At 71.5% G+C, this 12,487-nt stretch carries 9 protein-coding genes and 1 pseudogene; 5 read left to right on the forward strand and 5 right to left on the reverse strand.

Translation table 11 applies throughout. From position 1 onward, the window contains the following. Nucleotide 1: 1 nt before the first annotated feature. The gene (locus G3I19_RS05355; RefSeq protein ID WP_239073985.1) at nt 2-1,495 is read right to left on the reverse strand and encodes an MFS transporter; all 1,494 of its coding nucleotides are present in this window, start codon (nt 1,493-1,495) and stop codon (nt 2-4) included. Nucleotides 1,496-1,988: 493 nt separating this feature from the next. On the opposite strand from G3I19_RS05355, the gene G3I19_RS05360 reads away from it, so the two are divergent. After that, complete coding sequence (locus G3I19_RS05360; RefSeq protein ID WP_164260012.1) at nt 1,989-2,735, forward strand: GntR family transcriptional regulator; 747 nt, start codon at nt 1,989-1,991, stop codon at nt 2,733-2,735. Between the two features lie 121 nt (nt 2,736-2,856). After that, complete coding sequence (locus G3I19_RS05365) at nt 2,857-4,032, forward strand: adenosine deaminase (protein ID WP_164260014.1); 1,176 nt, start codon at nt 2,857-2,859, stop codon at nt 4,030-4,032. Nucleotides 4,033-4,083: 51 nt separating this feature from the next. Here the strand turns inward: G3I19_RS05365 and G3I19_RS05370 are convergent, their stop codons facing one another. Then, nucleotides 4,084-5,250, reverse strand: a complete 1,167-nt coding sequence (locus G3I19_RS05370; protein ID WP_343234990.1) for a PP2C family protein-serine/threonine phosphatase — start codon at nt 5,248-5,250, stop codon at nt 4,084-4,086. Nucleotides 5,251-5,635: 385 nt separating this feature from the next. On the opposite strand from G3I19_RS05370, the gene G3I19_RS05375 reads away from it, so the two are divergent. From G3I19_RS05375 to G3I19_RS05385, 3 genes and pseudogenes are all read left to right on the forward strand, one after another. Continuing rightward, a complete protein-coding gene (locus tag G3I19_RS05375; RefSeq protein ID WP_343234991.1) occupies nt 5,636-6,916 on the forward strand; it encodes a globin domain-containing protein in 1,281 nt (426 codons plus the stop codon). Further along, a pseudogene (locus G3I19_RS05380) lies at nt 6,913-7,491 on the forward strand (pyridoxamine 5'-phosphate oxidase family protein); the annotation flags it as partial. The gene G3I19_RS05375 and the pseudogene G3I19_RS05380, both read left to right, overlap by 4 nt. A 382-nt stretch (nt 7,492-7,873) precedes the next feature. Then, nucleotides 7,874-8,380: a MarR family transcriptional regulator gene (locus G3I19_RS05385; protein ID WP_164260018.1), complete on the forward strand. Its 507-nt coding sequence runs from the start codon at nt 7,874-7,876 to the stop codon at nt 8,378-8,380. Between the two features lie 78 nt (nt 8,381-8,458). Here G3I19_RS05385 and cimA read toward each other — a convergent pair whose 3' ends face one another. From cimA to G3I19_RS05400, 3 genes are all read right to left on the reverse strand, one after another. Then, entirely contained in the window at nt 8,459-10,066 is a 1,608-nt protein-coding gene (gene cimA / locus G3I19_RS05390; RefSeq protein ID WP_164260020.1) for a citramalate synthase, read from the reverse strand. 340 nt (nt 10,067-10,406) lie between these two features. Further along, nucleotides 10,407-11,738, reverse strand: a complete 1,332-nt coding sequence (locus G3I19_RS05395; RefSeq protein WP_164260022.1) for an MFS transporter — start codon at nt 11,736-11,738, stop codon at nt 10,407-10,409. 97 nt (nt 11,739-11,835) lie between these two features. After that, on the reverse strand, nt 11,836-12,447 hold the full coding sequence (locus G3I19_RS05400; protein ID WP_164260024.1) for a TetR/AcrR family transcriptional regulator: 612 nt from the start codon (nt 12,445-12,447) through the stop codon (nt 11,836-11,838). Between the last annotated feature and the right edge of the window lie 40 nt (nt 12,448-12,487).

Below are 12,487 nucleotides of genomic sequence, written 5' to 3' on the forward strand. Positions count from 1 at the left end.
TTCACCCGTGCAGGGCGGGCACCGTGACCCGGCCGCCGTCCGCATCCGCCGCGCCCTTCGGTACGGCCCTGATCACCACGGTCGTCACCATCGCGGCGGCGAGCAGCCCGCCCGAGGCCCACAGGGCGGGCGCGTACCGGTCGGCGCCGTGCGCGCCGCCGCTCGCCGCGACCGTGATCAGGGCGGAGGCGAGCGCCGTCCCCAGTGAGGCGCCGATGCCGAAGCAGGCGCCGTTCAGACCGGGCAGCGCGCCCTTCTGCTCCGCCGGGGACGAGAGCACGGCCAGGCCGTTGAGTGCGGTCACACTCAGCCCGTTGTACGTGATGCCGAGCACCGCGAGCGCGGCCGCGAAGATCCACTGGTGGGTCATGAACGGCACCGCGACGGCGAAGGCGATCAACGAGCCCGCCGAGCCGATGACCACGCTGCGGCGCCAGCCGATCCGCGGGCCGAGTATGCCCGCGATGGGGGCACCGATCACCCCGATGGCCTGGGCGGGTGTCGCGAACAGCAGTGCCGAGTGCGTCGCGCTCATGCCGTAACCGGCCTGCGGGTCCTGGGTGAAGAGCGGCACGGTGAGCGTGAGCGCGCCGAACGCACCGGCCAGCGTCAGTACGGTCGTGGCCAGCAGCGGCCAGGCGCGGCGCGAGACGAGCAGCCCGGTGTCGATGACGGCGTCCCGGGTGCCCCGGCCGGCCGGCGCGAAGAGGACCAGACAGCCGATGCCGCCCAGCACACAGACCGCGGTCGGCACGGACAGCCAGCCCCAGGACTCGCCCTGCGCCAGGCCGATCAGCACCCCCGTCAGCCCGAGGGCCAGCAGGGACGTGCCGCGCCAGTCCATGCGGCCCGTCGCGGTCGGCGGGGTGGCGGGAACGGTCCGGTGCACGGCGATGGTCCCGGCCACCGACACCACGAGACCGGCCAGGAAGATGCCACGGAAGCCGACGGTGTCCGCCAGGCGCCCGCCGAACACCGCGTCCACGCCCGCGAATCCGCCGTTGACGGCGGTGATGATGCCGGCCGCGCGGCCGAAGCCCTTGGCCGAGAGCGTGTCGTCCAGGGTGAGGAACGCCAGGGTGAACAGGGCGGCGGAGAAGCCCTGGAGGACCCGCCCGACCAGGAACACCCCGATGTCGGGGGCCGCCGCGCAGGCGATGTCGCCCGCGATGACCAGGAAGCAGCCCAGCAGCATCATCGGCTTGCGGCCCCGGTAGTCGCTGAGGCGGGCCAGCGTGACCTGGCCGATCGCGGCGAACAGGAAGAAGAGGGTCTGCGCGAGCCCGACGAGCCCGCTGGTGGTGTGCAGCCGGTGCATGACGTCGGGGAGGGCCGGGCTGAGCATGGTGGCGTTGAGCTGATAGCCGAGCACGGCCAGTGCCAGGGCCGGCAGCATCCCGGGCCGCCGGTCGGACGGTGACCCGTCGGACCGTGACCGGGCGGACCCTGACCCGTCGGACCGTGGCATCTCCGGGTGGTCGGCACACGTCGGCATGGCGGGCTCCTTGGAGGGGGAAGGCGGGGCGGGGCGGCAGTACGGAGCGGACCGGGGGCTGAGGACCGGAGCGGACCGGGAAGGACCAGACGGGCCGGGACGGACCGGGCAGGACCAGGGCCGGCCCGGTCTGAGCCGGCCGTCGGTGTACGGCGAGAGCCTGGCGCGAGCGAGCGGCAGCACCGGGGATGCCCGGGTGTCCTTCGCCGTCGGCCGGTTCCGCCGATGTGTGCGGCGGTACGGCGGGCAGGCGCCCAGGGCGGCGGTGGCACCGCACCAGGAACGCCCGTCACACGATTCCGATTACTTGTCAGACAAGCAGTGATGGAGGTCTGGTCTACCCCCGCGCTCGGAGAGCTGTCAAGCGCCGCCCGCACCCCCGGGCCCGCCGCGCCGGTCGTCCCCGCCGAGCGGTAACACCGCAGCGCACAGCGGCTATGCGTAGGCTGAGCGGCCGGGCGGCGGCAGCCCGCACACACCCCGGGAGATGGCTATGGCTGACAGACAACGGCAACGGCGTCCGGTCGTCGTCCTGTACGAGCGGATCGTGGAAGCGGTCCACCAGGGCGTCTATCCGCCCGGGTCACAGCTGCCGACCGAGCCCCGGCTCGCCGCCGACCTGGGCGTCAGCAGGCCCGCACTGCGCGAGGCGCTGATCCTGCTCCAGGAGGACGGGGTCATCACGGTGCGGCGCGGAGTGGGCCGCACCGTCAACCACCACCCGCCACAGCGCGGCTTCGAGACCCTCAAGCCCATGGAGGACCTGCTCGGCGCGGGCGCTGCGGTCCGTACCGTACGGCTGGCGCAGACCCTGGAGGAGCCGACCGACTTCTCCGCGCAGCATCTGCTGCTCCCCGCCCACGGGGAGGTCAGGTTCTGGGAGAGCATGATCGAGGTCAACTCCCTGCCGTCCTGCCTCGCCCACGAGTGGGCGGCCACCGGGGAGACCCTCACCGGTCTGGGCCTCGACCCCGCGCAGGCGCTCGACTCCGCACCGGGCGCCCCGTCGACCATGCTCAAGCTGCTGCTGGAATCCGGGCGCGGCATGGCGCTGAAGGGGTCGTCCACCATGGTCGCCACGATGCTGGGCAGCCGTCGCGGCGCCCAGTTCGGCCGGCCGTCGGACACCCCGGCCGTCCTGGTGACCCAGGTGATCCACGCCGGGCGCACCCCCGTCCTGGCCGCCAAGTACATGCTGCCCACGGGGGCGCCGGCGCTGCCGGTCTGGCAGTCGCGCTGAGGGACGGTCCCGGCGCCGGGCGCGGTACCGGTCACGGCCCCGGGACCGGTCGCGTCCGGGTCATACACCCCCGGACGGCCCGCGTTCGCGTTCCGGGGCGGCGCGGCTACACTCCCCTCCCATGCACTTGTCAGACAACACGTCCCCCCGTACCGCGCACAGTGTCAGCACCGGCAGCATCGGCCAGGAGCAGATACGGCAGGCGCCGAAGGTTCTTCTGCACGACCACCTGGACGGCGGCCTGCGCCCCGCCACCGTCGTCGAACTCGCCCGTGACGCGGGCTACCCGGGGCTGCCCACCACCGACGCCTCACAGCTCGGCGGCTGGTTCCGCGACGCGGCCGACTCCGGGTCCCTGGAGCGCTATCTGGAGACGTTCGCGCACACCTGCGCCGTCCTGCAGAGCCGCGAGGCGCTGTACCGCGTCGCGGCCGAGGCGGCCGAGGACCTGGCGGCCGACGGTGTCGTCTACGCCGAGATCCGCTACGCGCCCGAGCAGCACCTCGACGGCGGACTGAGCCTGGAGCAGGTCGTCGAGGCGGTGAACGACGGCTTCCGCGAGGGCGAGCGCCGCGCGGCCGCGCGTGGCCGCGCCATCCGCGTCGGCACGCTGCTGACCGCCATGCGGCACGCCGAGCGCTCCCGGGAGATCGCCGGACTTGCGCTCGCCCACCGCGATTCGGGGGTGGTCGGCTTCGACATCGCCGGGGCCGAGATCGGCAATCCGCCGGAGCGGCACATCGAGGCTTTCGACCACCTCAGGGCCGCGGGAGCGCACATCACGATCCACGCGGGCGAGGTCGTCGGCCTGCCGTCCATCCAGGAGGCGGTGCAGCGCTGCGGCGCCCACCGCATCGGCCATGGTGTCCGGATCACCGACGACATCGCCGTCGCCGCCGACGGCTCGGTCACGCTCGGCCGGCTCGCCACGTATGTACGGGATCACCGCATCGCGCTCGAGGTCTGCCCGACCTCCAATCTCCAGACGGGCGCGGCTTCCTCGTACGCCGGGCACCCCATCGACCTGCTGCGCCGGCTGCGGTTCCGCGTCTGCGTCAACACCGACAACCGGCTGGTCAGCGGCACCACGATGTCGCAGGAGTTCCAGCACCTGGCCGACACCTTCGGCTACGGCCTGGACGAGATGGAGTGGTTCACCGTGAACGCGATGAAGTCCGCCTTCATCCCCTTCGACGAGCGCCTCGCCCTGATCCACCAGACCATTCGTCCCGGCTACGCCCGCCTGCGCAACCGGAGCCTCAGCCACCTCCCGGCCCCGGCCGGGCTCTCCGCGTAACGGCGGGGGCGGAGGGCGCCGCCCTCCGCCCGGTCAGCGCCTCCCGCCCGGTCAGCCGCGGCCCGCCCAGTCGAGGCAGACCACCAGCGCGTCGTCGGCGAGCGGTACATCGCTGCGGTACGCGGCCAGTTCCCGCAGCACGGCACGCGGCACCTGCGACGGGGGCAGAAACCGGGTCGAACTCATCGAGCGGGCCAGGGCCTTCTCCCCGTACGGCTCACCGCCCGCCGACCGGGTGTCGTAGACGCCGTCGCTCCCGAAGAGCAGCCGGTCACCGGGCAGCACCTGGAAGTGCTCGCTGGTGTAGTGGGTGTCCTCGAACATGCCGAGCGGCAACTGCGCCTCGAAACAGACCTGTTCGACGGTGCGGCCGCGCATCCGCCACAGCCGGGGCGAACCGGCGTCCACGACCTCCACATCGCCCGTCGCCAGGTCGAAACGCATCAGCAGCACATCGACATACGCCTCGCCCCTGTACTGCGCGTGGACGGCCTGGTCGGCCAGGTACGCCTGGTCCGCGAGGCCCACGCCCGCGCGTCGCGCGTTGCGCAGGGCGTTGGTCGCGAGGCTGGTGAGCAGCGCCGCGTCGATCCCGGTGCCCCAGCCGTTGGTCACGGTGAGCGTCAGGGTGTCGGCGGAGACCGTCCAGTCGTAGTTGTCGCCGAAGATGGCGTACGCGGGCTCCAGATGGGCGCCCAGTGAGAACTCGGGGCGGTCGAGCGACCGGCCGGGAAGCAGCTGCCACTGCACCTCGGCGGCGAGCGTCAGCCGGGTGGCGCGGCGGGCCAGCAGATACAGATCGGTGTCGCGCTCCGCGACGAGGATCTCGTGTCCGAGGGCTTCGCAGATGTGCACCAGTCCCGGCAGCACCGCCTCGTCGTACCGGTCGCGGGGGATGCTCACCGACAGCGTTCCCATCCGGTCACCGCGAATAGTGACGGGCAGATGGACCACCACCAGTCCGCCGCCCCCTGCGCGCTCCAGGAAGGGCTCCTGTGCGCCGAACGCGCGGCCCTGCGGACTGTCGTGGACCGGCACGGGCGGTGTGGTGAGGGGGACGGCCTCGACCACCTGCAGTGAGGTCACGGCGTAGTCGGCCATGCGCAGCACGACACTCACGGCACCGCAGCGCTCACGGAGAGCTTCGGTGACGACATCGACCAGCAGGTGCGGGGCCGCTGCGCGGAGTTCGCGCTCCACAGCTGTGAAACTGTCCACAGTCGTGATGATCGCACACACGCGCGACCAGCTGCCCCTTGTGGCGAACGCCCTGCGAACAGGCATGGTGTCCACTATGCGGACGGCGTGCCTCCGTACACGGCTTGCGCCACGATCAAGCCCTCGCTGTAATGGCTGCCGCAAAGGAACTGGAACTGTCGCTGCTTGGATCCGCCCTGCGGTCGGCAAGCCCCGCAGGACCACCACGGAACCGAGGAGTTCGGAAGCACATGAAGGACAGACCTGGTCCGACCGGCATACGCGACGAGGCCGAAGGCCCGTCGGCGTCGCGGCACACAACCGGCGCACGGTGAGGGAATCGCCGCCCAGCGGCGGCAAATGGTTCCGCCGGGGCCCCACCGCCCCCGAGCCCGAGGCGCACAGCGTGCCCGCCCCCGGGCCGCCCCCGCCGCCCGGCGCGCAGTACGCGGCCCCGCAGTGGACGCCCGCACCGGCGCCCGAACCGGGTCCCGCACCCGGTCCCGACGCCGCACAGGACACCGCGCTGATCCGGGCCAGCCTCGGGGTGATCGAGGCGCAGGTCGAGGAAGTCGCGGTCTACTTCTACGCGATCCTCTTCGCCCGTTATCCCACGGTTCGCGATCTCTTCCCCGCCAACATGGATGTACAGCGCGACCGGCTGCTGCGGGCGCTCCTGCGGATCGTCGAACTCGTCGACGACCCCGAGAGCCTGACGCGTTTCTGTTCACATCTGGGCCGCGACCACCGCAAGTTCGGTACGCAGAGTGCCCATTACCCGGCCGTCGGTGAGTGCCTGCTCGAAGCGCTGGCCCGTTTCGCTGGCCCGGCCTGGACGCCGGAGATCGCCGGCGCCTGGGAGCGCGCGTACGGGGCCGTCGCGGACATCATGGTGCGGGCGGCCGAGCAGAACGCCCGGCACAGCCCGGCGGCCTGGAACGCCCGGGTCATCGCCCATGTGCGCCATCCCAGCGGCATCGCGGAAATCACCGTGCAGCCCGACCAGCCCTACACCTACACCGCCGGCCAGTATCTGAGTGTCGAGTCGCCGTGGTGGCCCAAGGAGTGGCGCCACTACTCCCCTTCCCACGCGCCGCGGGACGACTCGATGCTCACCTTCCACATCCGGTCGGTTCCGGGCGGCCGGGTCAGCCAGGCCCTGGTCGACCACACGACGGTCGGCGACTACGTACGGATCGGCCCGCCCCAGGGCGACATGGCCATCGATCCCGCGTCCCGCGACGACCTGCTCTTCGTGGCGGGCGGCACCGGACTCGCCCCCATCCGGGCCCTGGTCGAGGAGGTGGCCCGGCAGGGCATCTCGCACCGGCGCAGTGTGGATGTGTTCATCGGCGCCAGAACGGCCGAGGAACTGTACGGGCTCGACGACATGCTCCGGATGTCCCAGCGCCACCCGTGGCTCACCGTCCGGGCGGCGGTCTCCGAACAGAACATCGTGGGCCGTACCGGCTCCCTTCCCCAGGTACTGGCCGAGTTCGGCCCCTGGGACCGGCACGAGGCGTATCTCAGCGGGCCCCAGCAGATGATCTCCGCGGCTGCCGATGTCCTGCTCCGGCGCGGACTCCCGCCGGGGAAGCTGCACTACGACCCATGGGGTGCACCCGCACTCGCCTCGTCGCTGCGCCGCGCCCGCGCCCGTGCCCAGGAGGAAGACGATCAGCTGTGACGACCTATGACGAGACGTTCGGCTCCCCCGGGGAGCGGCTGCTGCAGGAAGCGCTCGGGACGGCTGACCGGGCCGCCGGATTCTACGAGCGGCAGATGCGGCCCTGCCTCACCCCGGCCATGCGTGACTTCATCGCACGGCAGTACATGGTGTTCCTGTCGACGGCGGACGCGCGCGGCGAGTGCGACGCGAGCTTCCGGTCGGGGCCGCCCGGTTTCGTCGTCTCGCTGGACGACCACACGCTGACCTATCCCGAGTACCGCGGCAACGGTGTGGTGGCCAGCGCGGGCAACATCACCGAGAACCCGCACCTCGGGATGCTCTTCATCGATTTCACCGACCACCACATAGGGCTGCATGTGAACGGCCGGGCCCAGGTGTACTCGGCGCACGACCACTACGCCCTGTATCCGCATCTGCCCGCCGACCCGGCGCCCGGCAGGCAGCCACAGATGTGGATCCATCTGTCGGTCGAAGAGGCGTACATCCACTGCTCCAAGCACATCCCCCACCTGGAGCCGGCGCCGCGGCCGCGTGTCTCGCCCGGGGAGCGGCCCAAGGACTCCGAGTACTTCACCGGTGAACGCCGCCCGGCGGCCCCGCCCGGGCCTCCGTCGTCGCCCGCGTACCCACCGGCTCCCTCGTACCCCGCCGCCTACCCCACGGCTTCCTCCTACCCCGCCGCTCCGGCGTACCCGGCGGACCAGGCTTACTCCGCGGACCAGGCTCATCCCAGGGACCAGGCGTACCCCGCGGAGCAGGCTTATCCCACGGACCAGGCGTACCCCGTGGAGCGGGCCTACCCCGCCGCTCCCCCCACTCCCCCGTCCCCCGCTCCGCCCGCACATCACGCCGCCACCGGGAACGAGACCTCGCCCCGGGCCCCCGCCCAGACGCGGCGGGAGCGTCTGCTGAAGCTTCTGCGCTGAGCGTCGGGGCGCATGAAACACTGGCGCCATGGCTCTGCCCGGTAAAGCCTCGGACCCACGGCCCCAGCAGGCCGCCGACGTGGCGTCCGAGGTCATCGAGCTGCTTGAGGTGCTCTGGGAGCACGGACGGGACGCCGTCTCCCCCGCGCCCGTCTCCACCTCCCAGCTGAGAGTGCTCTACACGCTGGACCGGGAGGAAGGCATCAACCAGCGGTCGCTCGGTGAAGTGCTGGGCGCAGCGCCCTCGTCCGTCAGCCGGCTGTGCGACCGGCTCCAGGCGCTCGGGTTCGTGGAGCGCGCCCCCAGCCCGGTGAGCCGGCGGGAACTGGAGCTCAGGCTCACCCCGCAGGGCCGGACCTATCTGCGGGATCTGCGGGCCCGCCGGGAGGAAGCCCTGCTGGCGTCCATCGCCGCCATGCCCGCCGCCGCCCGGCAGGCTCTGGTCGATGGCCTCGCCGGATTCCGGCACGCCCTGGAGACCACGGCACAGGGCCGGGCCGGTGCCGGGGACCAGGGCCACGGGATGTCGGCCTAGAGTCTCCCGGCCGCCCGGGCCTGGTGGGTCCGCGGTCTCCGGCCGGGCCCGCAACCGGGCCCGGCCCGCGCGGAGTTCCTACTCGGCCGGTTCCACCCCGGCCCGCAGCAGACCGTAGGTGTACGCGTCCTCCAGCGCCTGCCAGGACGCCGCGATCACGTTCTCCGCGACCCCCACGGTCGACCACTCCGCCTCGCCGTCGCTGGTGGTGATCAGCACGCGGGTGGTGGAGTCCGTGCCGTGCCTGCCCTCCAGGATGCGGACCTTGTAGTCCGTCAGCTCCAGCTTCGCGAGCTGGGGGTAGATCCGCTCCAGGCCCACCCGCAGCGCCCGGTCCAGCGCGTTGACCGGGCCGTTGCCCTCCGCCGTCGCGACGATCCGTTCGCTCTTGGCCCACAGCTTCACCGTGGCCTCGTTGGCGTGGGTGCCGTCGGGGCGGTTCTCCACGATCGCGCGCCAGGACTCGATCCGGAAGTAGCGGCGGGCGCGGCCCTCCGCCTCCTCGCGGAGGAGCAGTTCGAAGGAGGCGTCGGCGGCCTCGTAGGTGTAGCCCTGGAGTTCGCGCTCCTTGACGCGGTCGACGACGCGGGCGACCAGCTCGCGGTCGCCGCCCAGGTCGATGCCGAGCTCCTTGCCCTTGAGTTCGATCGAGGCGCGGCCCGCCATGTCGGACACCAGCATCCGCATGGTGTTGCCGACCTGCTCGGGGGCGATGTGCTGGTAGAGGTCCGGGTCGACCTTGATCGCGGAGGCGTGCAGCCCCGCCTTGTGCGCGAAGGCCGAGACACCCACGTACGGCTGGTGGGTGGAGGGGGTGAGGTTGACGACCTCGGCGATGGCGTGCGAGATACGGGTCATCTCGGGCAGCGCGCCCTCGGGGACGACGGTCTTGCCGTACTTGAGCTCCAGGGCGGCGACGACCGGGAAGAGGTTGGCGTTGCCGACGCGCTCGCCGTAACCGTTCGCCGTGCACTGCACATGCGTGGCGCCCGCGTCGACGGCGGCCAGGGTGTTCGCGACGGCGCAGCCGGTGTCGTCCTGGGCGTGGATGCCCAGGCGCGCGCCGGTGTCCGCGATGACCGTGGCCACGACGGCCTGCACCTGGGCGGGCAGCATCCCGCCGTTGGTGTCGCAGAGGACGACGACGTCGGCGCCGGCCTCGGCGGCCGCGCGTACGACGGACTTGGCGTACTCCGGGTTGACCTTGTACCCGTCGAAGAAGTGCTCGCAGTCGAGGAAGACGCGGCGGCCCTGCGCGCGGAGGTAGGAGACGGAGTCGCGCACCATCGCCAGGTTCTCTTCGAGCGTGGTGCGCAGCGCCAGTTCCACATGGCGGTCGTGGGACTTGGCCACCAGGGTGATCACCGGGGCGCCGGAGTCCAGCAGCGCTTTCAGCTGCGGGTCCTCGTCGGCTGGGGTGTTCGGCCTGCGGGTGGCGCCGAAGGCCACCAGCTGGGCGTGTTTGAGGTCGATCTCCTGCTGCGCACGGGCGAAGAACTCCGTGTCGCGGGGGTTGGCGCCGGGCCAGCCGCCCTCGATGAATCCCACGCCGAAGTCGTCGAGGTGCCGGGCGATCGTCAGCTTGTCCGAGACGGTGAGGTTGATGCCTTCGCGCTGTGCCCCGTCGCGCAGCGTCGTGTCGAAGACATGGAAACTGTCGTCCGTGGCCTTGGCCTCTGTCGTCATGCTGATCTGACTCCTGTCGGATGGGTGGATCCGGAATGTCTGGCTCCACTTGCCCCCATCTTCGCGTGCGCCTCGTTCCCGGCCGAGGTGGGGCCTGGAAACGAAAAAACCCCTCGCGGGTGCGAAGGGTTAGCGCGCGGGTCTGGGGCACGATGGCCGCGCCGTACGGGTTGGTACGGGTGCGGTCACTGCGGACCGGCGCGCCTGCTGCCGATAATCATGGCGAACGAGGACACGGTCGCAGTCTGCCATACCGTCCACTCCCCGTAGAGGGAATCTCACGATGCGGTCAAGCTCCGGCGCGGGCGCGGCGCGGACCGCGCCCCCGCGGAACCGGCCCTCACAGAGCCGACGGGCTCGTCTTTCCCAGGCCCTCCGGGGTCTTGGCCGCCGGGCCGGCGACGGAGCCCCGGTTCAGATCGATGTCCCGGGTCTCCCGCATCGTGAGATACACCACCAGCGAGACGGCCGCACACCCGGCCACGTACCAGTAGAAGCCCGACTCGGCCCCGGCCTTCTTGAACCAGAGCGCCACATACTCCGCGGTCCCCCCGAAGAGCGCGTTGGCGATCGCGTACGGCAGCGCCACGCCCAGCGCGCGGATCCCGGTCGGGAAGAGCTCCGCCTTCACACACGCGTTGATCGAGGTGTAGCCGGTGACGATGAGCAGTGCGAGCAGCGCCAGGCCGAAGGCCGGCCAGAACGTGCCCGCGTGTTTGAGCATCGTCATGATCGGCACGGTCAGGAACGTCGAGCCGACCGCGAACATGATCAGCAGCGGACGGCGGCCGATCCGGTCCGAGAGGATGCCCGCCAGCGGCTGGACGCACATGAAGACGAACAGCGCGCAGAAGCTGACCAGCGAGGCGGTCGACTTCGGCAGACCGGCGCTGGAGGAGAGGAACTTGGTGAGGTAGGTGGTGTACGTGTAGTACGCGACGGTGCCGCCCATCGTCAGGGCCATCACCAGCACCGCCTCCCTGCGGTGCGCCCAGAGCGCCCTGAGCGTGCCCCGGCTCTCGTCGGCCGCCGCGCCGGACTCCGCGTACACCTCGGTCTCCAGGAGCGAGCGCCGCAGATAGAAGACGATGGCCGCGCCGACAGCGCCCACGATGAACGGAATACGCCAGCCCCAGCTGTGCAGCGCGTCATCGGACAGGGTGCGCTGGAGGACGATCTGCAGTCCCAGGCCCACGAGTTGGCCCGCGGTCATCGACACGTACTGGAAGCTGGAGGCGAATCCGCGCCGGTCGGGCGCGGACGCCTCGGTGAGATAGGTGGCGCTCGCCGCGTACTCTCCGCCGACGGACAGCCCCTGGAGCAGCCGGGCGACCAGCAGGACGGCGACACCGCCGTATCCGGCGACCGCGTAGGTGGGGGCGACCGCGATCAGGATCGCCGACGCCGACATCAGGGTGACGGTCAGGGTCAGTGCGGCCTTGCGTCCCCTGCGGTCGCCGATCCGGCCGAGCAGCCAGCCGCCGACGGGCCGCATGAAGAAACCGACGGCGAAGATGCCCATGGTGTTCATGAGGTTCGCGGTCTCGTTCCCCTTCGGGAAGAACGCGTCGGCGAAGTACACCGCGAAGGTGGCGTACACGAACCAGTCGAACCACTCGACCATGTTGCCGGCCGAGCCGACCCAGACCTTCTTCCACTGCTCTCGTCCCATGGGGAGTCACGGTGGCGCAGGGGCCCGACGGCCCACAAGAGGGCCGCACGCAACGATCACGCGTACTTGTGTACGTTGCGTTCCCCGGCCGGCCCGTTCACCGCTGCGGGGCCAGCGCGTCATCGATGAACTCGCTGACGTGCGCGAGGACTTCGGGCCGCCCCGAGCCGGGGAGCGCCATCGCCACATGGGTACTGAAGCCGTCCAGCAGCGCCCGTATCCGCGTCGCGAACCGCTCGGTGTCGACCGCCCGCAGCTCACCGCGTGACGCCCCCTCGACGAGCAGGGCGACCAGATCGCGGTGCCAGGACAGCTCGATGTCGAGCAGCCGGGCACGGGTGTCGTCGTCGACGCCGTGCGCCCGGTTCCACAGTTCGAGCCAGAGCGACCAGTGCGGGTCGCGGGGGCCCGCGGGGATGTACAGGTCGACATAGGCGTCGAGCCGTTCACGGACCGGCACCTGGCGGGCGAGCGCCGCGCGGCGCTCCATGCCGAGCAGCTCCTCGCTCCATTCGAGCGTCTGGAGCAGGAGCTCGTCCTTGGTGCGGAAGTAGTACAGCAGGTGTCCGCTGCTCATGCCGACCTCGCGGCCGAGCCCCGCCATGGTGAGCTTCTCCAGGCCGCCGTCGGCGATGCTGGCCATGGCCGCGGCCAGCAGGCTCTCGCGGGGCGGGGCGTTCTTGCGCGCGCGGGCCGCCGGTTCGTTCATGCCGCCCAGAGTATGGGATGCGCCGGCGGCCACCGCGGGC

This window comes from Streptomyces sp. SID10853 (assembly GCF_010548145.1).
Classification (GTDB): domain Bacteria; phylum Actinomycetota; class Actinomycetes; order Streptomycetales; family Streptomycetaceae; genus Streptomyces.